The 23,425-nt window shown below is 51.3% G+C and carries 18 protein-coding genes; 13 read left to right on the top strand and 5 right to left on the bottom strand.

Features of this window, described 5'->3' with window-relative positions:
• Nucleotides 1-25 precede the first annotated feature (25 nt).
• Nucleotides 26-1,474: an ABC transporter substrate-binding protein gene (locus tag ABEW73_RS24540; protein ID WP_430173208.1), complete on the top strand. Its 1,449-nt coding sequence runs from the start codon at nt 26-28 to the stop codon at nt 1,472-1,474.
• A gap of 294 nt (nt 1,475-1,768) precedes the next feature.
• Here ABEW73_RS24540 and ABEW73_RS24535 read toward each other — a convergent pair whose 3' ends face one another.
• From ABEW73_RS24535 to ABEW73_RS24515, 5 genes are all read right to left on the bottom strand, one after another.
• A complete protein-coding gene (locus ABEW73_RS24535) occupies nt 1,769-2,749 on the bottom strand; it encodes a DUF4367 domain-containing protein (protein WP_430173210.1) in 981 nt (326 codons plus the stop codon).
• The gene (locus tag ABEW73_RS24530; RefSeq protein ID WP_430173211.1) at nt 2,700-3,299 is read right to left on the bottom strand and encodes an RNA polymerase sigma factor; all 600 of its coding nucleotides are present in this window, start codon (nt 3,297-3,299) and stop codon (nt 2,700-2,702) included. Before ABEW73_RS24530 ends, ABEW73_RS24535 begins: the two co-directional genes overlap by 50 nt.
• A 299-nt stretch (nt 3,300-3,598) precedes the next feature.
• A complete protein-coding gene (locus tag ABEW73_RS24525) occupies nt 3,599-4,471 on the bottom strand; it encodes an aminoglycoside 6-adenylyltransferase (protein WP_430173213.1) in 873 nt (290 codons plus the stop codon).
• Nucleotides 4,472-4,642: 171 nt separating this feature from the next.
• Complete coding sequence (locus ABEW73_RS24520) at nt 4,643-5,959, bottom strand: glutamate-1-semialdehyde 2,1-aminomutase (protein ID WP_430173214.1); 1,317 nt, start codon at nt 5,957-5,959, stop codon at nt 4,643-4,645.
• A gap of 81 nt (nt 5,960-6,040) precedes the next feature.
• Entirely contained in the window at nt 6,041-7,129 is a 1,089-nt protein-coding gene (locus ABEW73_RS24515) for an LCP family protein (RefSeq protein ID WP_430173216.1), read from the bottom strand.
• A gap of 129 nt (nt 7,130-7,258) precedes the next feature.
• Between ABEW73_RS24515 and bcp the strand changes: the two genes are divergently transcribed.
• From bcp to ABEW73_RS24455, 12 genes are all read left to right on the top strand, one after another.
• Nucleotides 7,259-7,741 (top strand): thioredoxin-dependent thiol peroxidase, encoded by a 483-nt coding sequence (gene bcp / locus ABEW73_RS24510; RefSeq protein WP_430173218.1) that lies wholly within the window; start codon nt 7,259-7,261, stop codon nt 7,739-7,741.
• Nucleotides 7,742-7,923: 182 nt separating this feature from the next.
• Entirely contained in the window at nt 7,924-9,231 is a 1,308-nt protein-coding gene (locus tag ABEW73_RS24505; RefSeq protein WP_430173220.1) for a polysaccharide deacetylase family protein, read from the top strand.
• Nucleotides 9,232-9,501: 270 nt separating this feature from the next.
• On the top strand, nt 9,502-9,972 hold the full coding sequence (locus ABEW73_RS24500; RefSeq protein ID WP_430173222.1) for a DUF1641 domain-containing protein: 471 nt from the start codon (nt 9,502-9,504) through the stop codon (nt 9,970-9,972).
• Between the two features lie 32 nt (nt 9,973-10,004).
• Nucleotides 10,005-11,180, top strand: a complete 1,176-nt coding sequence (locus ABEW73_RS24495; protein WP_430173224.1) for an NAD(P)/FAD-dependent oxidoreductase — start codon at nt 10,005-10,007, stop codon at nt 11,178-11,180.
• A 324-nt stretch (nt 11,181-11,504) separates the two neighbouring features.
• Nucleotides 11,505-13,283 (top strand): sensor histidine kinase, encoded by a 1,779-nt coding sequence (locus ABEW73_RS24490; RefSeq protein ID WP_430173226.1) that lies wholly within the window; start codon nt 11,505-11,507, stop codon nt 13,281-13,283.
• Nucleotides 13,258-14,811: a response regulator gene (locus ABEW73_RS24485; RefSeq protein ID WP_430173228.1), complete on the top strand. Its 1,554-nt coding sequence runs from the start codon at nt 13,258-13,260 to the stop codon at nt 14,809-14,811. The genes ABEW73_RS24490 and ABEW73_RS24485 overlap by 26 nt, the downstream gene beginning before the upstream one ends.
• 141 nt (nt 14,812-14,952) lie before the next feature.
• A complete protein-coding gene (locus ABEW73_RS24480; RefSeq protein WP_430173229.1) occupies nt 14,953-16,275 on the top strand; it encodes an ABC transporter substrate-binding protein in 1,323 nt (440 codons plus the stop codon).
• A 30-nt stretch (nt 16,276-16,305) separates the two neighbouring features.
• Nucleotides 16,306-17,256, top strand: coding sequence for a carbohydrate ABC transporter permease (locus ABEW73_RS24475; protein ID WP_083659825.1), 951 nt, complete (start codon nt 16,306-16,308; stop codon nt 17,254-17,256).
• 31 nt (nt 17,257-17,287) lie between these two features.
• Nucleotides 17,288-18,121 (top strand): carbohydrate ABC transporter permease, encoded by an 834-nt coding sequence (locus ABEW73_RS24470; RefSeq protein WP_076325872.1) that lies wholly within the window; start codon nt 17,288-17,290, stop codon nt 18,119-18,121.
• 303 nt (nt 18,122-18,424) lie between these two features.
• Entirely contained in the window at nt 18,425-19,972 is a 1,548-nt protein-coding gene (locus ABEW73_RS24465; RefSeq protein ID WP_430206403.1) for a response regulator transcription factor, read from the top strand.
• Nucleotides 19,973-19,989: 17 nt separating this feature from the next.
• Nucleotides 19,990-21,834, top strand: a complete 1,845-nt coding sequence (locus ABEW73_RS24460; RefSeq protein ID WP_430173233.1) for a cache domain-containing sensor histidine kinase — start codon at nt 19,990-19,992, stop codon at nt 21,832-21,834.
• Entirely contained in the window at nt 21,806-23,338 is a 1,533-nt protein-coding gene (locus ABEW73_RS24455) for a response regulator transcription factor (RefSeq protein ID WP_430173235.1), read from the top strand. Before ABEW73_RS24460 ends, ABEW73_RS24455 begins: the two co-directional genes overlap by 29 nt.
• Nucleotides 23,339-23,425 lie beyond the last annotated feature (87 nt).

The raw sequence follows: 23,425 nt of genomic DNA, 5'->3' as shown, positions 1-23,425 counted from the left end.
TCAATTAAGGAAAAGGGGAGTATCCATGCGCAAGTTCTCAGCACTACTGATCTGCCTTATGCTGTTCAGCTCCTTGCTCGCAGCATGCGGCGGCGGCAAAGCAGCGCCGGAGGCCGGCAATAAAGACGGAGGGACCGCCAATTCGGGCGGAACGACCACGACGCAGACGGAGGAACCGAAGGAGGATATCGCGGATCAAAAGATAACGATCAAGATCCACTATCCGCTGCCGGATGACACAACGCTGCGTCAGCAGGAGGATGATAAAATCGCCCGTTTCCAGGCGAAATATCCGAACGTGACCATCGTGAAGGACGACTGGCAGTACAGTGTCAACGAAATTGGGGTCAAGATGGCTTCGAACGAAGCGCCGACATTTTATAACACTTGGGCTACGGAAGCACAGCTGCTCGTGGAGCGGGGCTGGGTGGCCGACATTACGGAGTTCTGGAACGACTGGGAGTACAAGGACGACATGAATCCCGTGCTGCAAAATCAATTTATCGTGGACGGCAAAGTATACGGCGTTACGCAGAACGGTTATATCACGTCAACGATCGTGAACAAGAAGCTGCTGGATGCGAAGGGCGTATCGGTTCCGCCGATGGATTGGACGTGGGACGACATGTACAACACGGCAAAAGGCGCTGCGGATCCAAAGGCCGGCATATCCGGGATTGCGCCGATGGGCAAGGGCAATGAAGCCGGCTGGAACTGGACCAACTTCCTGTTTGAAGCCGGCGGGGATATCGAAGTGAACGAGGATGGCAAAGTGAAAGCGGCGTTTAACTCGGAAGCCGGCGTGAAGGCGCTGGACTTCTACAAGAAGCTGAGATGGGAAGCGAATGCTATTCCGCAGGACTGGGCCCTCGGCTGGGGCGATGCCGTCAGCTCGTTCCAGCAGGGACGTACGGCGATGGTCATTGCTGGCGCATTTGACGTGATCCAGCCGGCATTGAATGAGGGCGGCATGAAGCCTGAGGATGTGCTTGCGTATCCGATGCCTGCCATGGAGAAAGGCGGAGCGCATCACGGCATTTTGGGCGGAAATTATTTAGTCATCAACCCGAATGCCACGAAGGAAGAGCAGGAAATGGCATTCCGTTACATCACGTTTGATTATTTTACGGATGATGCGCTGAAATCGGTGGAAGATACGATTAATGCCCGTAAAGCCGAAGGCAAATACTTTGTACCGACGCCGCTTGAATATTTCAGCGACGATTCCGAGTATGCCGCGAAGGTGAAAGCCATCTACGATAAGTACGACAATGTCTATAAATATGATCCGCAGCTCTTCAGCCTGTTGGAAGGCAAACCGGAAGCGCAATTCGGCACGCAGGATTATTATGCGGCGATGTCCAACATTGTGCAGGAATCGTTCTCGAAGGAAGGCACGGATTCCAAGAAACAGCTGGACGAAACAGCCAAGTTGGTTCAGGAGAATTTCTTCAATAAGATCGAACAGAAGTAAGGGGACGGCTGTCCCGGATGGGATTGGGGAGAATTCTGCAGCACAAAAAAGAGAGACGCCGGAGTGGCGTCTCTCTTTGCTTTTTCATATCCTTGGCAGTAGCTGCTAAAAGCCGGGCGAAAGGTCAGCCCTTCCCAAGCATGGCCGCCAGATTTGTGTCCGGGTCCCGAGACCGCCACAGGCGACTTTTTCTGTATTATCTATCATTTTTACTGTGTTTCTACGAGAAAAGAGCCATAATTGGTATAATGATTGGCGATTATGATGTTTTTAAGCCAAGAGACATAACGCTGCTTACTTGGAATCCGCCTTCGGAATGATTGTATTGGCGATGCGGATCAGCTCTTCGGCAGCGATCTCTCCCTGGGCAGAGCTACTAAGCCTAAGCATGTAGTGGTGCCCGGTCGTTGGTTCTTCATAGGCCCAGTCCAGCTGCGCCGAGCTTCCGCCGTTCCACGTTTTTTGCAGAACGTCCTGCCCATTGATCTTGATCTTCCGGTTGATCATGTCACTATTGTCGTCCCAGTAGGAGGTCACGCTTCCGTGGTCCCCGTTATTCAGGATGGTAAGGGAGACTTCCTTTTTGTCGCTGGTATAATATACCGTTGAAATCCAGAAATTATCGGTGAACTTCACCGGCATCAGGGCGTAGTCCTTCCCGGAGGCTTTGGCTTTCTGAAGCAGCTTTTTGGCGATGTTGGCTTTTTCCTGCTCGGTCAGCGGGTTCACGTCAGTCTCGCGCTCCATGTGCACGCTGGCGTTATTGAACGTGTATGTGCCCGAACCGGACAGCTCCTTGGCCAGCGGCAAACCGGGCACGTTCACCATGCTTTGCAGCTTGGCGAAATCCTTGACGGCATGTGGAGTGGATTTGATATCAATGGCATGCTTCGGATTATCCGGTACGACATAAATGATGGCGGCTTCGCCCGGCTTGATCTGTTCGTCCCAGATGGTGTTCATCAGATGTATGCGGTTCAGTTCCTCTTTTGAATAGTCTTTAGGCGAAGGCGACTCTGCCTTCGATTTCTCCTCATAGACAACCTCTCCCTGGCCGTTGGTTAAAGAGTGGTACTTTACTGCTGCGAAACCGGTCGATGCGGTAAGCAGCATGCCGGCAATTAAGAGAATGCTTACTTTGTTTTTCACGAAAAATCGCTCCCTTTTAAGATGCTTTTCCCGAATTTGGTTCATGACGCGTTCCTGGAGGGCCGTCCCGAGCGGCTCAACCCTTTGAAAGAGTGGTTCCAGGTCCTGGTCGTTGTCCATGTTCATTCGTTTCTTCCCCCTCGGACATGGCATAATGTTTGCGGAACTTGGCTGCGGCCCGCTGAAATTTTTTCCTAAGATAGGTCGTGTTTTGTTGCAAAATAAGGCTGATCTCGTGATAGCTCTTGTCCTCGACGCAGCGCAGGATGAGCAGGCTCCGTTCCTCGGCGGTCAGCCTGGCCAGCGCCCGGAGCACGGACGGATTGTAGTATTTGTGCTCGATGACCTGATCGACATGCCTGTTATCCTGATCCTTCTGATACAGAAAGGGGAAGTATCGGGATAGCTTTCGCTTACGGAGGTAGTCGATGCACTGGTTGGAGGCGATGCGGTACAGCCAGGCTTCGAAGGGCTTGTCCAGTTTGAATTTAGATAGATTGCGATAAGCTTTCAAAAAAGCTTCCTGGGTGCAATCTTCGGCTTCGGCATAGTCGCCAAGCATGTGATAGCAATAGTTGAAGATGGCTTTGTGGCAACGGTTCATGATCAGCTCATATTTGTCGATCTCTCCCTTCAAAACATCAGCAACGATCTGATGGAATGCTGGTTCATCCAAGTGGTTTCACCCCTTTACAATTTGTATTACGCTTGGGCAGAGCACAAATGTGACAAATGGATTCAATTAATCTTGGTTGCAGGAGAGCGCATTTCGAAAATCGGGTTGGAGTAAGGGAGCGCTCCCGGATGGAACTGGAGAGAATTCTGCATCGCAAAAAAGAGAGACGCCGGAGCGGCGTCTCTCTTTGCTGATTCATGTCCTTGGAATCGGGACTTGATTTGGACCCGTGGTCAATCTCTTCGAGCATGGCTGCCTGATTCGATATTTGGAATTAAGGGAGCGTAGCTTCCGTAATCTTAATAAATCGCCTTCGCATCCGCCGGCAGCTGCCGGACATGCTGCAGGAAGCCCGTCACACGTCGATCCTGCCCCATATCGTATTCAAAGCCCAGTTGTTCAGCGACATCCAACGCGGTTCTGCGGAACAGCGCTCCCATCGTAAACAGTGCCTCCCACACCTCTTCGTAGGTTCCGCGAGGATAGGTGGACATCAGCTCGTTCCAGCTGTCCGCAGACAGGTAGTTTTTCAAGTACTTGCTGTTCTTGCCCACGCTGAGCGAGAAATCGGTTTGGGCGCCCACCTGCCATTCCAGCATTTTCATCAGCATCGGCCGCATGATGTTGTGGAAGTGGTCTTGGGCATACAGTATTTCTTCCCGCCACAAGCCCTTGGCTACATACGTAGATACCCACCAGAACTCATTGCAGCAATCCTCGAAGAAGGCTGCGGACGGACGCTGTACCCAGAAATCCTCGTCGGACGGAGCAGGAATCTTGGGAAAGGTCTGATCTTTATCCATTAGGATCTGGATCAGTTTGTCTTCCTTGCAGTATTTCTCCTTCTCCTCGACGGGAATCAGGGTCATGTCAATCCGGTTGCCGTCGGTAAATAACATCAGATACGAGAACCAGCCTCCAAGATCCGGAGGGAACAAGGCCATATCTTCCGGCGTCTGCAGAATCAACCGTTCCCCGAAGACGTCAATCCAGTTCGGATCCTGAATAAAGCTCTCCATGTCCGTAACATGAAAGCTGATATCGTAATCCTGAAAAATATCCTTCGGCACGTTGGGATTCGTTCGGGAGCCTTCGAGGGTCACGGCCCGAACCCGTTCGTCGCGGGCTGCATAGCCCAATACCAAATCCATCATTTCTTGCTCGCTTCTCATGTTTCCAGCCTCCGTATTCATATTTGATTGAATCATGATAGGAATCGGACGGATCAGGAGGTCCACGAATCCGGACCGTAGAAGCATGGCATGGATGTGGAACAGGTTATAACTTGTTCAACAGCTTTTTCATGAGAAGATCTCCTTTCGCACGTTTTGCATTTATTTATATTAATTCTTCATGGCCTTAAAAGATTCCTCCGCAGCCTCCAGCGTAGCCTCAATGTCGGCATCCGTATGGGCGGTGGTCATGAACCAGGCCTCGTACTTGGAAGGAGCCAGATTCACGCCACGGTCCAGCATATGGCGGAAGAATGCGGCAAAGGCTTCGCCATCCGTATCCTGCGCTTCGTCATAGTTCGTGACTGGATGATTGCAGAAATGAGTGGAGAAGGAGCCACGGATGCGGTTGATTGTGAGCGGAATGCCATGGCGGTCGGCGGATGCCTGCAAGCCTTCCGTCAGCTTGATGGTCAAGCGCTCCATTTCTTCATATACGCCTTCACCCTGCAGAACCTCCAAGCAAGCGATTCCGGCGGCGATGGAGGCAGGATTACCTGCCATAGTTCCTGCCTGATAAGCAGGACCGAGCGGTGCGACCTGTTCCATCACATGTTTACGGCCGCCATAGGCGCCGATAGGCAGCCCGCCGCCGATGATTTTGCCAAGAGCCGTAAGATCCGGCTGAATCGCCTCGTGATTGGCAAGACCCGCATAGGTTTGGGTAGATCCGTAGTGGAAGCGGAAAGCACTGATAACTTCGTCATAGATGACCAGTGAGCCATTGTCGTGCGTCATCTGGCATAGGCCTTCAAGGAATCCCGGCTTTGGCATCACCATTCCGAAGTTGCCTACGATCGGCTCTACCATAACGGCAGCCACATCATCGCCCCATGCATCGAGGGCAGCCCGTAAGCCATCCAGGTCGTTGAACGGAACGGTAATGACTTCCGTCGCAATGCTGGCCGGGATACCGGCGCTGTCTGGAATGCCGAGCGTGGAAGGGCCGGAGCCTGCTGCCACAAGGACAAGATCGGAATGGCCGTGGTAACAGCCGGCGAACTTGATGATCTTGTTGCGCTTGGTGTAGGCGCGGGCGACCCGGATCGTCGTCATGACCGCCTCGGTACCGGAATTGACGAAACGCACCTTATCCATGGACGGAATGGCGGCTTTCAGCATTTTGGCTAAGGTGATCTCAAGCTCTGTTGGCGTCCCGTAAAGAGTACCGTTTTGAGCTGCTGTTGTGATTGCAGCCGTAATATGCGGATGGGCATGTCCGGTTATGATCGGACCATAAGCCGCTAAGTAATCGATATAACGGTTGCCGTCCTCGTCCCAGAAGTGGGCTCCGCTTGCGCGTTTCATAAAGACGGGGGCACCACCGCCTACGGCTTTGAAGGAACGGGAGGGACTGTTTACGCCGCCTACGATATGCTGCAGCGCTTCTTGATACAGAGTTTCGGAACGGTTTCTTGATGTTGCCATGATAGTAAAACTTCCTTTCTTCATGAAGCAGGACAGGAAGCTAAAATGACGTAGCGTCCTGTCCTGCTTGCTGTAAGTGTATTAGTTACGATCCGTTGTTGCAGATGGGGCAGTGGAGCTTTCGGAATTACCATTCTCAGAATCGTTGTTCTCAGAACCATGGTTCTCAGAATGGCTTTCCGTACCTTCGCTGCCTACTGTCTCAGGGTCAGGTGTTGGCGGATTTAAGATGTCCTGGATATACTGTTTCAGCGTATCGGGGTTGCCGACCGTTAGAACGGCAGCGCCGCCGATGTGTTCTTCCTTCAGGAGCTTCATTGGAGGAACCTGTTCGCTGCCACTCATTTTACTCTTGTAGGCAACGTTCGCAAGCTTCCACATATCCTCGACATCGAGATTGGTATCAATATATGGGCTGACGGACTTCAGAATGTCCGGAAGCTTCATGATAGACGTGGTGGTCTGCATTTTCTTGGCCACGGCCTTCAGAAGCTCGCGCTGCCGCTCGGTGCGGGTAAAGTCGCCCATCGCATCATAGCGGAACCGGACATATTGCAGCGCCGTGTTGCCATCTAGATGCTGCATGCCTTGCTTCAATTCAATGTCGTATTCGTTTTTGTCTGCTTTACTGGAATAATTCATGTCCTTCTCAACATAGAAATCAACCCCGCCGACGGAATCAACCAGCTTCATGAAACCCTGGAAATCCGTATAGACGTAGTATTGAACCGGAATGCCCAGCAGATCGCCTACAGCCTTCATGGCCGTATTCGGGCCGTGCGTGATGGCCGTATTGATTCGGTTTCGGTCATATCCGGGTATTTCTACGTAAGTATCGCGCAAAATAGAGAATAAGTGCATTTTTTTCTTCACCGGATCAATCGAGGCAACAAGCATACTGTCGGAACGAGGAATTTCGCCTTCCTCAAAACCGCGTGCATCAACGCCCATCAGCAGAATGTTAACCGTCTCCGTTCCTTCCCACTCGGGTGGCGCAGGAACCTTGGCGTCTACCTTTTCAATTTCGCGAAAAGGGGAGGAATCACCTGATTTCTGAAGACTTTGCAAGCCGTTGTAGAACGACGCCGCATAATAAATGCCGTAACCAATAATAGCGGCGAGGATGAGGCTGACACTCCATATAATCGTCTTCTTTGTTTTTTTGGTCATTGTGTTCTTCCTTTCGGATTACGCTGATGAATAAATTCGATAGAACATTTGAACATTCGACATTCATTCTATTATAATTTTTTTCGAAAAGACAATCAATTTTCGGGACTAAAGTCCGTATAGTAGGAGTTGAGCCTTATCGTAGATCAAACGCAGTTGACAGTTGGAAGCCAGGTGCCGGATTTTTCACTTCCGGCTTCGAACGGGGAGAAGGTAGCATTAAGCGATTTTCGCGGACGTAAAGTCGTGCTGTTCTTCTATCCGAAAAATATGACCCCAACCTGTACCGAGGAGGCTTGCAGCTTCCGGGACAACTATGGTGCGTTGGAGCAAGCTGGTGCCGTGGTGATCGGGATTAGCCCGGATCCGCTAAAATCCCATGCCAAATTCATTGATAAGCATAGCCTTCCCTATTTGCTCATTTCTGATGAAGAGCACAAGGTAAGCGAAATGTTTGGCGTATGGCAGATGAAGAAGATGTTCGGCCGCGAGTATATGGGTATTGTACGCTCTACCTTCTTGATTGATGAGCAGGGGAAGCTTGCAGGCGAGTGGCGGAAAGTAAAAGTGAAAGGTCATGTCGAAGCGGTTCTCGCAGCCGTGCTGTCATAGCTATATGAAGAACGGTCCCTCAGCATGCCTGGAAAGGCATGATAAGGGACCGTTTTTTTAGAGAAATAAGACCAGAGGAATAATGGATTCAGTTTACTCAAATTCTAGTCTTTTTTTGAAACACCCTCCATATAATCTATTAGGAAGCCGAACTCATAGAAACGATGGAGGTAGAGTTGATAATGAAAAATATGGTGCGGGTAACATCAATTGCGGTATTTTTCGGCGTATTGGCAGTGCTATGCATGATCGGTATGGGGCTTAAGGTCCAGCAGCCGACTGACATATATATCGAACAGGCTCCTCTGGCAGCAGCGCCAATGACAGTAACTGGGCAGGAGATACAAGTGAAGCCGGAAGAGGCAAGCAAGCCAATCGTCACAGCTGCATACAAGAATACATCGGCCGTGAACGCCGCACCTGTTCAATATAAGAAACAAAGTGACAAAACGGTATACCTGACTTTTGATGACGGGCCATCGGATTTGACGCTCGATGTGCTGAATATTTTGAAGCGGGAAGGAATTAAAGGCACGTTTTTTGTACTGGGTAAGGAAGCGGAGACCCGTCCCGAGATTATTAACCGCATCTATGAGGAAGGCCATGTGATCGGGAATCATACATATGATCATCGTTATGACGAGCTCTACGGGCATTTTCAGGATTTCTGGGGACAGATTAAGAAAACGGAGGAAGTCATTCGTTTAATTACGGGGGAACGGCCGCAGCTGGTCAGAGCTCCCGGGGGAACGGCCGGCCATTTTGACGAAGCCTATTTTCAATTCATGAAGCAGGGGGGATATCATGTATTCGATTGGAACGTTGACAGCGGCGACTCCAGGTATCGAGGCGTCCCGGTTAAAGACATCGTTAAAGGGGCAACCACGAAAGTGAACGGCAATGAGGCAATTGTGCTTCTTCATGACGGTAGAGGGCATGCCGAAAGCGTAAAGGCTCTGCCGGACATCATTTCTTATTATAAAAAGCAAGGCTATGCCTTTGACGTACTATCTCCGGAAATCAAGCCCGTTCAATTTCGTGCCCAGCAGAGCGCGCGTAAGGTTTCGCAGCCTTCAAAGCAGTGGATTGAGGAGCATGTCGCAGTTAACGCCGCGCTTTTTGAGACTGGGCGAACATTGGCCGTGGAATTCGGAGGAATGGAGACTGCGTTCGCGGCAGGGGAATACAAAACGGTGGACGGCCGGTTAATGGTACCGCTGCGCGCCCTGGTGGAGCGGCTCGGCGGAAGCGTGTCCTGGAAGTCACACAATAAGACCGTGCAGGTGACGCTGGCAGGGAATCGCTGGGAAGCAGACCCGGTGGGCGGCTTGCTATTCCCCATGCAAACAGGGGGCAAACCGGTGCCTTCGGATGTTCATTTAATCGGCGGTACCGCTTGGATTCCGCTTCGGGAAGCGCTTGACTTTTCCGGCCGCCCTGTTACAAGAGTGACATATGAAGAAAGCGAGTATCGCGTTCTAACTTTGTAGTCGAAAATTGCATTTTATGTTTGTAATTATGCTTCACAAGTTATAGACTAGTACTTAGAGATATTTATCACAATCCCTAAGATTGTTTCAGAATAAAGGAGGGGGACGCTTCCCCCTGCTTTATTTTTGGCGATAGTGAGTCACCCATAAGTTCGCACTTTTGTAAGTGATGCATAATAGATACCGGTTATCCCAAAATTAAAGCTAACCGGTTCGATCGTCGCCAAGTCCATCTTGGGAATTCACTTAAAGAAAAGGAGGCAATTCTTTATGACAGAAACATCTTCTCCACAGCCGTCCGAAAATCCGGAAAATGTTGTAGGAAACCAAGAAGCTGCGGCGTCCAGCCGTCCTGATGTGCTGCTCGAACAACTGCTCAAGCCCGAGGTTCAGGAATCCCTCACAACTCTCGTGGACAATCTTCCAAAACTTGCGGAAATGCTGACCGTCATGACTAAAGCTTATGACTTCGGTAAATCCGTAGCTACGGATCCCGTGCTTGCGGAAGACACTATGGCTTCCCTTAGCGGATTCGCGAAGCCGGTCACGACAGCAGCAAAAAGCGTTGCATCTGCAGCCATCGAAGCCGGAGACCGTGTACACGCTCAAGGCGACCAAGCTCAGATCGGCGTATTTGGTCTGATGAAAATGCTGAAAGATCCTCAGGTTCAAAAGGGTCTTCGCTATGCTCAGGCTTTTTTGGACGTTCTTAACGAGCGCGACCAACAAAACAAGCGTTAATCCATAAATCATACGAAGAACGGAGGATGGTCATGTCTAAACATATTTTAATTTTGGGCGGAGGCTATGGCGGCTTGCTTAGTGCGCTTTCTGCACGCGAGCATTTTGGTGCTGCAGCAAAAATCACGCTGATCAACCGTTTCCCAACCCATCAGATCATTACTGAATTGCACCGTCTGGCAGCAGGCAACATTGCAGAGAAAGCAGTAGCTTTGCCGCTCGATAAGCTTCTGCGCGGCGCGAACGTTGACCTGCGCATCGGCAACGTTAAGGAAATCAAGCCGGATGAGCGTTCGGTTTCCCTCGATGACGGCGGAAGCTTCACATATGATGCCCTGGTTATCGCACTGGGCAGCGAAACGGCCTTCTTCGGCATTCCGGGACTGCAAGAGAACAGCTTCATCCTGAAGTCCGTGAACGATGCTAACCGCTTGCGTGCTCATGTGGAGTCCCGCATTGCGGAATATAGCAAAACGAAAAACAAAGCGGACGCTACCATCGTTGTTGGCGGCGGCGGCTTGACAGGCGTTGAGCTTGTTGGTGAATATGCCGATATGAAAAGCGAGCTAGCTCGCAAATACGGTATCGATCCACAAGAAATCACGCTTTATTGTGTTGAAGCAGCTCCTTCCATTCTGCCGGGCTTCCCTGCAGAACTGGTTGACCGCGCAACAACAAGCCTGCAAAAACGCGGCGTGAACTTCCTGACCGGATTGCCGATTACCAAAATGGATGGCACAACCGTTGAACTGAAAGACGGCAGCACAATCGAAACCAGCACATTGATATGGACTGGCGGCGTACAAGGCAACTCCGTTGTGGCTAACTGCGGCATCGAAGTTAACCGTGGACGTGCGGTTGTTAACGAATTCCTGCAATCCGCATCCCACCCTGACGTATATGTTGCTGGTGATAGCGCGGTTGTTATGGGACCGGAAGGTCGTCCATACCCGCCAACAGCTCAGCTGGCATGGCAAATGGGCGAGCTGATCGGCTACAACATCTTCGCTCAATTGAATGGCGGCGTACCAGCTTCGTTCACACCGGTATTCTCCGGTACACTCGGCAGCTTGGGACGTAAAGATGCCATCGGTACCATTGGTGCTAACAAGACCCAATTGAAGGGTCTGCCTGCAACCTTGATGAAAGAAGCAAGTAACATGCGTTACCTGTCCCACATCAACGGTTTGTTTACACTGGCTTACTAAGCCTAGAAGGCGGCATTATATTCACATACAAAGAGATGGACCCTGAGTTTTCCGGGTCCATCTCTTTTTTTTATTGTACAGCCCAAACATAAGCAGATGGACTTAGGGACATCGACATGAAAACATAATACGATGGTTACACCCGGGAGCAAGGGATGCAAGGGGATGTCACACGCGTGCTCCGGAGCGGGATGTTAGAGAAGGAGGTAAAGGGAAAGGCAAAAAGGTAGAGTCCAAAAGGGAGAAGAAAGAAGGTCGAACATTTATGTAAGCGCTGTCACAAAAGGTTCGCAGTTTTCATTTTATGAAACGGAGGGAGCATGTATGCGGGGATATCATCGTCTTTATTCCATTGTCATTCAACTGTTTTTGTTTTTTTTCATCGGTACAACACTTCCGGTTCTCATTATGGGTTTCCTGTCGTATCACAAATCAGCCTCAATCGTGGAGGAGCAGGTCAGTAAAGTGGCTTCCCTCACCATCACCCAAGTCAGTGACAAGCTGAATATGTTCTTCAAGAAACTGGATGACTCCTCGATGATGGTGCTGAACAGCAAAGTGGTTCACGGCATCCTCGAGGATCAGGATATCAGTAAATACGACCTGACGTTGAAGGTGAAGGAGGGAAAGGATCTGTTGACCTCCATCATGATTAATTCGCCGGAGATATTGGACGTGTACGTGTTTGACGTGCAGCGGAACAATTCGGTCCTGAGCGCCGATTCTTTGATGTCCATCCCGGACCAGTGGGATTCTCCTTGGTATCGAGCGATACTGGAGGCGAACGGGCAGGCGGTATGGTTCGGCTTGTCGGATACCTCCTACCTGAAGCAAACGGGAATGGGATTTCCCGTGTTTGGGCTGGGCCGGGCAATCCGGAGCTGGGATACGGGGGAGATCGTCGGGGTGATGTTCATCGAGATTATGGGGGATGTCCTGATCGATGAATTAAACCATGTCCAATTCGGCGACACGGGGTATATGTACGTGACCAATGACGAGAATCGTTACTTTTACCATCCCGATCCTTCCATGTACGGGAAGCCGTCCCGGATCAAGCTGCCCTCGGGTTTGACGGAATACAACCTGAACAATAACAAAACGCTGATGATCCCTTCGCGCCTGAACAACGGCTGGCATGTGGTCGGCATGGTGCCGCTTAAGGAATTGACGGCCGATTCCGCCAGCATCCGGAGTTTCACGGTCTGGATTGTATTCGGATCGATTCTGGCAGCGATCGGGATCGGTTATTTCATGACGCGGAGGATCGGCAATCCGCTCGTTCATTTAAGCCGCTTGATGCGCAGAAGCGAAGCAGGCGATTTATCGGTCCGCAGCAAGAATGTGGGTCCCAGTGAAATCGGTCAGCTGGGCAGAAGCTTCAACAAAATGATTGAGCAGATCGATCTGCTGATCCGGCGAATCGCCGCGGAGGAATCCGAGAAAAAAAAGGCGGAAATCCGCGCGCTGCGGTATCAGATCAACCCTCATTTTCTCTACAATACGCTGAACTCGATTCGCTGGATGGCCAAGCTGAACCGGACGAATGACGTAGATCGATCGGTTACGGCCCTTGTTCAGCTGCTGGAGGGGAGCCTGGAGCGCAATGGGGTATTCATACGCCTTGGAGATGAACTGGAGCTGCTTCGGAAATATATGATCATCCAGAATTACCGGTACGACCATCAAATTGAGCTGAGGATCGACTGCCCCGAGCCAATGGAGGATCTCTATGTTCCCCGGATGCTGCTGCAGCCGATTGTGGAGAATGCGATCTTTCACGGGATCGCCCCGCTTGATGATCCTGGCGTTATCACGATTCGAATAACATCGCACCAGCAGGATGTCATGGTTCGGATCGAGGACAATGGAATCGGCATCAAGCCCGAACGAATAGCGGGACTGCTGTCGTATGAGCAGGATCACTCCAAGCAAGGCATGACCCACATCGGGCTGCGTCATGTTCACCAAACGGTCCAGTTGTATTACGGCAGTCGCTACGGGGTATGGGTAGAAAGCCCGGAAGGCGGAGGAACTCGGGTCACGATAACATTTGCGAGGCAAAGGGGGGACGATTATGTACAGAGTGCTGCTCGTGGATGACGAAGCGATCGCACGTACAGGACTTCGATCGACCTTCGATTGGGAGAAATATGGTTACCGGCTTGTGGGCGAGGCCTCCAACGGACAACGGGCCATGAAATGGATTCTGAACGGGGATCTGGACATTCTGATCACGGATATCGCGATGCCGGTCATGGATGGTTTGGAGCTGACCCGCCGGACAAGGGAGCTTTGTCCTTGGGTGAAAGTGCTGCTGCTCAGCTGTCATAGCGATTTTGAGTTCGTGCGCGAAGGCATCAGGCTTGGCGCATCGGATTATATTCTCAAGCCGACGCTGGATGCGGACTCTTTGGGTGCTGTGCTTGATCACATGCGTTTGAAGCTGGAAGAGGAGAAGCAGATGCAGCGGATTTTGACCGAGCATGAGCAGCAGCAGCGTTTGAATCAGAAGAAGGCCGCGGAAAAAGTCCTCTTTCAGGCACTGTCCGGGGAGCCCGGTGCGCTCGCAAAGCTGGAAGCATGGAATCATAACGGTCCTTATCTGCTGGCCGTGCTCCAGCTTAATTCTGATCCAGGGGCTGGCGCGGCCGGGGTTCAGCACAAGGATTGGCATGACGAGATCGAGGGGTTGATGGGACAGTTATATGACCAGGCGCCGGAGGCGCTGGCAGCTCGGCTGGAGACGGATCGGATCGCTGTCTACGTGCCCCTACGGCATGCAGGAAGGCTGCCAGCTTCAGAGCACGAAGCGGCCATCCGTCTGCCGATCCGATGCGCGATGGGGCTCAGCAGGAGATATAACGGCATGGATAAGCTGCAAGAAGCGTTTCGAGAAGCTAGCGAGTGCCTGGAAGGCCTCTTCTTTCATAAAGATCAACAGATTCTTCGGGCAGAGGAGCTCCCTCTGACCGAGGCCGATTCGGCTCAGGAGAGGCCGGCCGCTGAGCTGCATGCCCTAAGAGCCGCGCTGACCGTCGGGAACATGGATATCAGCGAAGAGCGCCTGCAGTCCATTATGCTGCGCTGGCAGCCCGGAAGGATGAAGAAACGGGCGGTCCTCCGGGAAGCAGAGGAGCTTCTGAGCTTGCTCGCTATGTTTCATCTTCCCGGCTGCCCGCCGTTTCCGCAAATCGGAGAAGTGGGCAAGCTTCGCTCGGTGGAGGAAGTGAAAGAGCTAGTGCTCCAAGGCTTCCATACTTTGCGGGATGAAGCCATGCGTCACCCCGTACCGGAATCCACGCTGCATGAGCGAATCGTGCTGCAGGCCGTCCAATATATTAAGGCGCACTTCACTGAGCCGATCTCCCTGCAGGAGGTGGCGGACGAGGTGGCCGTAAGCCGCAACTATTTTAGCGAATTGTTTAAGCGCGTCACGGGGCACAACTTCATTGACTATGTGATTGATCTGCGGCTGAAACGGGCCAAGGAGCTGCTCTCCACGACATCGCTGCGAGTGTATGAAGTGGCGGACCGCTCCGGATTTAATGACGTGAAATACTTCAGCAAGCTGTTCAAGAAGATGGTAGGCATGACGCCTGCGGAGTACCAGGGACAGCATCGAAGATAAGGGGAATTTCATAGAATCGGAAAAGAATCCACTTTTTCGGAACATAATCCGTTCAAAAGCTTTTTGCCGAAATTTTATAATTAAAGCGTTTACAAGAGCTGTGCCAGCGAGTCCAAATCTGGTTTGAATGGAGGAAATGAAATGACAAGGAAACAGGTGAGAGGGTCATTGCTTGCAATCATTCTTCTACTATCATCCATACTCCAAGCGTGTGGAGGCGGCGGAACATCAGAAGGCGTGAAGCCCGGAAGCGGCGAGAAGGTCAAGATTAAATGGGCGACCTGGGGAAATCCCGGGGAGCTTAGCCGCTTTCAGGAGCTCACGAAGGACTTTAATAAGAATCACTCGGACATTGAGGTCGAATTTATTCCGATTCCGGGCGAGTATGATCAGAAAATATTAACCCAATTAACAGGTGGGACGGCCCCGGATATCTTCTATGCAGGGGACGCCCTGGTCGTGAAACTGATCGAGAATCAGAGCATTGAGAATTTGACGCCGTATATGGAAGCCCCGGAAAGCGTGATCAAGAAAGAGGATTATTTCGAAGGCTTGTGGGGAGCGGCCGTGCGAGATGATCAGACCTTCGGGGTACCGGTGGACTGTAACCCGATGGTGCTGTGGTACAACAAGAAGGTGCTGAAGGAAGCAGGGATCACCGAGATGCCGGCCGATCTTCAGGCGAGCGGACAGTGGACCTGGGACAAATTCAAGGAGATGTCGGACAAGATCCGGGACAGCAAAAAGTACGGCTACGTGCTGGATAACTCCTGGAACAGCTACCACAGCTGGGTTACTTCCAACGGCGGCCGGGTGTATGACGACGAAGGGAACTTCGTGGCGGCTTCGGATCCGAAGGCGATGGAGGCGTTCCGCTTCCTGTACGACAACGTGAAGTCCAAAAACATTACGTTCTCCGGCACACTTCCTAAAGGGCAGGGCGGGGATGCCATGTTTATGTCCAACCAAGTTGGATTCGTTGCTGCAGGCCGCTGGTACTTGCCGCTGTTCAAGAAGAATCAAGGACTTGAATATGACGTGGTCACATGGCCAACCAATTCCGGCAATAAGATCGAGCCGGCCGGTATCCCGACCGCATACATGGTGATGAACAAGGCATCGAAGAATAAGGAAGCGGCATACACCTTCTTCTCCGAGTACGTAAGTAAAGAGGGTCAACGCTTTCGCCTGCAGGGCGGCGGCAATGCTGTCCCGTCGGTACAGGGAACGGATGAGGTGGTGCTGGAAGGGAATCTGCCGGAGCATGCCCAGTTATTCCTGGACGCGCGTGAGATCGGGTATTCCCTGACTCCGTTCGAGGCCGGCATTCCCGGGCTTAGCCAGGATATTACGTCCAAGTTCGAGGCACTATGGCTGAAAGATCAGGATCTTGAAAGCTCGATGAAGGACATTCAGGATATGGCTAACAAGAAAATTCAAGATTACAAGAGCGGCAAGAATTGATCCAGCTCTGGGGAGGAACGGTGAGATGAAATGAACACGCAGCCTGCAGGAAGCTCCGGCGCCGCTCCTTCTCCGGAGCGGTTTCCGGAGAGGAGAACGACCCTAAAGAGCAAGACGTCCGATGGTTTATGGGGCTACTTTTTTATCTTTCCCCAGATGATCGGCTTGATCGCTTTTTCATTGATCCCGCTCATCTCGGCTTTTGTCATCAGCATGATGAACTGGGACGGCATGGGAGCCAAGAAGTTTATCGGTCTCCAAAATTTCGTGTCCCAGCTTCAGGATGAGGAGTTCCACATCGCACTGGTGAACACGGTGTATTACACGATTCTTTCGGTACCGACAGGCATCGTTCTGGCTATGCTGGTGGCGGTAGGCTTAAACCGGGTTCGCGGGAAAATCCTGTACCGGCTGATCTACTTCATGCCGAACATTACGATGTCCGTTGCCGTCGCCGTCGTGTTTATGTGGCTGTTCAACGCCGACTTTGGCCTTATTAACATGTACTTGCAGCAGTGGTTCGGGATAACGGGCCCCTCCTGGCTGACGGATTCCAGGTACGTGATGCCTTCGATTGCCCTGCTGAGCGTCTGGATGGGGCTGGGAGGCAATATGGTGCTGTTCCTTGCCGGGCTTCAGGGCATATCGAGAAGTTATTACGAGGCGGCCGAGATTGACGGTGCCGGTAAATGGCAGCAGCTGATCCATATTACGATTCCGCTGCTGTCCCCGACGACCTTTTTCGTAACGATCATGTCCATTATCGGTTCCTTCCAGGTGTTTGATCAGTCGTTTGTCATGACTTCCGGCGGACCGGCGAAGGCCAGCTATACGCTTGTCTATCACATCTATGAGACGGCCTTTGCGGACTTCACCTTTGGCAAGAGCACGGCGTCGGCGGTCATCCTGTTCGTGATGATCCTGTCGCTCACCTTGTTCCAGATGAGGATGTCCAAGCGGTGGGTGCATTATGAAGACTGACGGTCGAACCTTTAGGAAGGAGGGAAAATGAATGATACATCGGGGATTGAGGATGTCCACCGTAGTGCTGCATATCGTGCTGATCATAGGCGCGTGTATGATGGCTTTGCCGTTTGTCTGGATGGTGCTCAGCTCGCTCAAGGATTTGTCACAAGTATTCGTCGTGCCGCCCAAATGGATTCCTGACCCGTTCATCTGGTCCAATTACAAGGATTCGCTGACGGCGCTGCCGTTCGGGCGTGCGTATTTTAACAGCTTCTACATCAATATGATCGTTGTGGTTTCACAGCTGATTACCTGTTCCATGGCGGCCTATGCGTTTGCCAAAATCACGTTCCCGTTCCGGGAGCCGCTGTTCATTCTGTTTCTAGCTACCATGATGGTGCCGGGACAAGTGACCATCATTCCGCTCTATCTGATTATGAAAAATATCGGATGGCTGGATACACATCTGGCGATTATCGTCCCTTCGGCACTTCTCAACGCCTTCGGGGTGTTTCTGCTCCGGCAATTCTTCAGAGGCATTCCGAAAGAAATGGAGGAGGCGGCCATCGTGGACGGCGCGAACCGCTGGACGATATACACCCGGATTATGCTGCCTCTAATCAAACCGGCTTTATCGGCACTCGGGATTTTTACCTTCCTCGGGATGTGGAACAACTTCTTTAACCCGCTGATTTTTCTCAGCAGCACGGATAAGTTTACCGTGCCGATGATGCTGAATTTGTACCGGGGCATGTATTCAACGGATTGGACGCTCATGATGGCCGGAGCATCCATTGCGCTCATCCCGGTCCTCATCGTATATATCATCGGTCAGAAATATATTATTGAAGGCGTTACTTTATCCGGGATTAAGGGATAGGTGAGAGCTTAATCAGCCCGTAAGCGGGGGTCCTTGAATAAGGAGCCCTCTTACGGGTTATTTGTGTCCTGACCGGGATAAAGACGGGGAGTACAAGCAAGTTACAAATACGCCTTATGTTGATGATTTGCCAGCTGAAGAACGGCTTTTGCTCCTGAAGAGGGTCATGGCTGAGGCGGAAGGGGAACTGTACCAATATAAAGCAGAGGAGCTGTAGTATATTCTCACAGATATACTAGTATGGTAGTATGAGGTAAAATGAGTGCGCTTACAACTAACAGTTCATGAAGGGGGATGAAGGTATTGTTCAATGTACTTCTGGTGGACGATGAACCATGGGTCCTGGAGGGACTTCGAACCATGATCGATTGGAACCGGTTTGGATTTCAAATATGCGGAGAAGCTCTGAGCGCTCCGGAAGCGCTAAAGCTAATGGAACAGTTGAAGCCCGAGCTGGTGATGACGGATATCCACATGCCAGTCCTGAACGGCCTTGAATTGATTGAGCACAGCAAACGGATACTGACTCTTCCTCCGAAATTCGTTATTTTGAGCGGATATGATGATTTTCGGTACGCGCATCAAGCCATGCGCCAACGGGTCGCGGAGTATTTGCTGAAACCGATTGATGACGAGGAGATCGAGGCTATGCTTGCCAAGCTCAGCCATGAGATCCAGGACGAACGAGACGCTGAATGCAGCTACCGGAAGAAGGCGGGCCTTGCCGTCCATTATTTGTTGAACCGGTTAATTCGGGACGAGTTAAGCCATGATTTGGCCGAGCAAGCCAGAAAAGCGATGCAGATCCAGGGCGAGCCGCTGCTGCAGTGCCTATTGATTGAAACGGGGATTACTGAAACGGGAGTCGATTGGATCGAATGGATGGCCGATTACGGGCCTCCGAGCTTGCTGGGATGCTTCCAGGACAATAGCGGGAGCATCGGAGCGGTGCTGCATGTCGAGCATTCGACCCCGGATGAAGTTATGGAGACTGCGCTGCAATTGCAGTCTGCTCTGACCCGGGAGCTTGAAGAACCGGTAATCGTAGCGATAAGCGGAACGGGGGCAGGAATTCAGGCGATCGGAGAGCTTTACAGGCAAAGCGCGGAGGTGCGCGATGTTAAACGGAGCCAAGATAGAAGCGGTGTGTTTTGTTATCAAGAATGGAGGAGGGTCGAGCACCTCGGGGGACTCCCCTTCGGATGGATAGACGAATTGTTTTCCATGATCATGGCGGGAGAGCATGCGTCCATCGAGTCATGCTTGGCGCGGATTTTTGCAGCCATGACTGATCACCTGCCCCACCTTCGGGCTCTTCAAGCCGATGTGGCCGATCTGGAATTGAAGCTGTGCCGAAGAATCGCGGAGATGAATGGGGATCCGGATCTTTTCATGAACCGGCTGCAAGGGAATCTTGGTCATCTGGGCGATGCTTGTCCTAACGCAGCGTTAAAGAATTATATGCGGCTGCTCGCATTTGAGGCTGCTTCGCAGCTGGCCGAGTTAAGCAGGCTTAACGAGCACAACACCATTTTTCAAGTGATTCAGTATGTCGACCGGGAGTACCGGAGCAAGCTTCAGCTACAGGATTTGGCACGGCATTTTCATATGAACGCCACCTATTTGGGACAGCTGTTCAAGAAGCATGCAGGCAAGCCGTTCAAGGAATATCTGAATGACAAGCGGATCGAGGAGGCCAAGCTGCTGCTGAAGCGGAGCGGCATGAAGGTTTCCGAGGTTGCGATCTATGTCGGGTTCCCGAACGCAGACTATTTTATCCATAAGTTTAAGCTGACAACCGGGATGCTGCCCACAAGTTACAAGAATCATGTTGAAAGCAAGCTGCGTTAATCCGGGAGGGTGCCTTCATGAAGAGGAAGTTCAGGCTGGGGAATTTCGTGAACGATATTCCGTTGAAAACTAAATTTTTTCTTATTTTTGTGATGGGGGTATTGCTGCCTATTCTGGTGGTCAACCTCGTCTTTATGGATCGGATGTCGGAGCTGATCCGGGAGAGAGAAGAGCAGAACCTCGATATTTCGATGGAGCGGGCTAGGAAGGATATTCATAATTTCATCGACGGCGGGGTGGCTGTAAGTCATGCACTTAGCACGGATAAGACCCTTTATGAAATGCTCGACCGTGAATATGAGTCCCAGCTGGACTTCTACGAGACCTTTGATGAGCAGCTCCGGAATCGGGTAACCAGCTACATACCGGTTAACAACCAAATTCAGCGAATTAGCATCTTCACCGAAAATTCCACCATTGTGTCCGGAGGCAATTATCATGTGATCAACGATGATGTGCTCGAGAGCGACTGGTACGCGTTGTGGAGGAGTTCGGCCCATCCGGTGCTGGTGGCGGCATACAGGGCGATGGAGGCAAACAACGCGGCTTCGACGGTTCCGTATTTAAGCGTCATTGAGAAGATGGATTATTTTGATAGCTATGCCACCTATGAGAAGCTGCTTCGCATCGACATCGATCTGAGCAAGATTTATGACGTCATTGTGCGGGAACGCGATTACCTCGATATGTACTTGGTGAACGAGAACAATGAGATTATTATGTCGGCCAGCAGCGGTTATGAAAGAGGGAAGTACAGCGCATATACGAAGTTTGATCTGGAGCAATACGATGAAGAGGATCGGCATGTGTTCTCGATCGGAACGGCCAGGTACGTGAAGGGGTGGAAGCTGATCGGCATCACCCGGGGCAGCCGGATCACGAGCGCCATGCTGGACATGCAGCTGTTTACGGTTGTATTGGCAGCGGTTGTTACACTGGTTGCGGCGGTCTTTATTACCGTTATGCTCCGCTCCTACAATTACCGGGTGAAGCGTTTGTCCCGTCATATGCAGAAGGTGAGCAACGAGAAATTCGACCTGATTGAACTGGACGAAGGCCGGGACGAAATCGGCGGACTCATCCGGAATTTTAATCAGATGACAGCGAAGATGAACTCCCTGATCAACAATGTGTACAAGCTGGAGATTCAGAAGAAAAGCCTGGAGATGGAGCGGGTCCGGGCTGAATTGAACTTTTTGCAGAGCCAGATGAATCCCCATTTCCTGTTCAATACCCTGAATGCGATATTGGTGGTCTGCACGAAGAACCGTTACATGGAAGTGACGGATATTATCAAAAGCTTGTCCAAACTGCTTCGCAGACTGCTGAGCTGGAGAGAGGATCTGGTCTCCGTGGAGGAGGAAATCAGGTTTATCGAAATGTATCTCAAAATCGAAAAATTCCGCTTTCGGGATAAATTCGAATATCAATTCAACATCGATATGGAAGCGCTTCATTATAAAATTCCGAAAATGAGCATTCAACCGCTCATTGAGAATGCTTGCAAATATGGTCTGCAGGCGATGGATGGAGCGGGGTTGGTGACCATAAGCGCTTCGGTTGCCCGTGATTATCTTCGCATCGTCATTACGGATAACGGTAAGGGCATCGAGCAAAGCAAGCTTCGGGACATTATTCTCACGGTCCGCAACGAGCAGTTCTCGGGCAACAGCTTCGGCATTCGAAACGTATATCGGCGGCTGGAGCTGTACTACGACGATCATGTCATGTTCAACATAGCCAGCACCCCGAATCAAGGGACCACCGTTTCATTCGAGATTCCGATCCGGCTGCTGGAATTTCGTGAGCAGGAAGGCGGAGGGGAGGAGAACCATGCCATTCAAAGTGCTGTTGATCGATGACGAACCGGGTGCGCTGGAAGGGCTGGCGCTGTGGATCGATTGGGAACGCCTGGGGTTTAGCGTCTGCGGAACCGCCGGCAACGGAGTGGAAGGATTGGAGATGATTCATGGGCTTGCGCCGGATTTAGTCATTACGGATGTGAATATGCCGCTTATGGACGGGCTTCATATGATTGAAACCTGGCAGCAGCATCACCATGACAGCGGCGTAAAGTTTGCCATCATGAGCGGCTACAGCGAATTTGAATATGCAAGGAAGGCTCTTCGTCATGGCATTCATCATTACATGCTGAAGCCCATTATTGCGGAAGAAGCCGAGGAGGAACTGGGTAAGATTCATGCAGAGCTGATGCAAGAGCATCGCAGAATAAGCCTGAGCGCGATTGCTAAGAGAGAAGAGGACGTTTCGCTAATTAAGCAATCGCTTCTGGAGATGCCGCTTCGGGATAGCGCCCTCTCGAAGCTTCAGGTTTTATCCTCTGTCCATCAAGAGTGGAACGTATGTCTGATCCAAGCCGAGTCCGTCTTGTTTCCTGACGTCAGGGAGACCGTCGCCCGCTTGTCCGCCCAGTCGAATTCGGAGTATGTCATCGATCTGGAACCGAACCGGCTTGGTTTGGTGTACGGCTATTCCCCTGACAACGGGTGCGTACCTTCAGGCACGATCCGCGAGCTGCTCCACCGTTATGAAGGCCAACGGGTGCTTATGGGTGAAGGAGAGGGGCGGCCTTCTCTTAGGTTGATCCATCATTCCTACGGGACCGCCAAGGAGGCTGTCGAGCATGCATTTTATGATACGGGTGATGGCCGGGTTATATCTTATCTGGAGGCACGGGATCGGCCGTTTCGTTATCATTACCCCACAAGCATGTTGGATGATGTCATCAGGTCCGTGGAGCTCCTCAGCAAGAATGATTTCCGTGAGGCTGCCATATTGGCGGCATCCAGGCTTCGGGAGCAGCGAATTGCACCGGTTATCGTGAAGAAAATGATGATCCATGCTCTATACAAAATCATGAGCCTGGTGAAAGAGGCTGAAGGCGCTGAAGATCAAATCCTGACATCTAAAAATAAGGTAACCGGGTTAACAGACGGGATGACCCATTTGGAGGATTGGTTCAGGGAGATGATACGCTGCGGGGAAGCAAGCATCGAGTTTCTTCTCAAGGAGCAGGCCCGGCAATCGCAAGGCGTAATCCAGGAGATTAACGAATATATTCGGCAACACTACCGCGAGAATCTGACCATTAAGCGATTGGCGGAGCTTTTTTATCTTCATCCCGTATATCTCGGCCAACTGCTGATGCGTAAGAATGGGCTCGGCTTCAATGAACTCGTGCATAATTTGCGGATCGAAGAAGCGGTCGCGCTGTTGAAGCAGAACAAGCTGAAGAATAGCGAGATCGCCGAAAGGGTCGGCTACAGCCATTACAACCAATTCCTTAAACATTTCGAAAAAAGATGGGGCATGGCACCGAATGAATTCAAGAACAGGATGTTCTAAAGTTTTTAAGGTTAATGCTTTAATTCCAGTATAGTCTGCCTTTGAAAGCGCTTTTAAAATATAGATAGGTTACATGCAGAGGCGTTT

The sequence above is a fragment of the Paenibacillus lautus genome (assembly GCF_050482385.1).
Classification (GTDB): domain Bacteria; phylum Bacillota; class Bacilli; order Paenibacillales; family Paenibacillaceae; genus Paenibacillus_AQ; species Paenibacillus_AQ lautus_B.
This window is presented reverse-complemented; position numbering and strand designations above follow the sequence as displayed.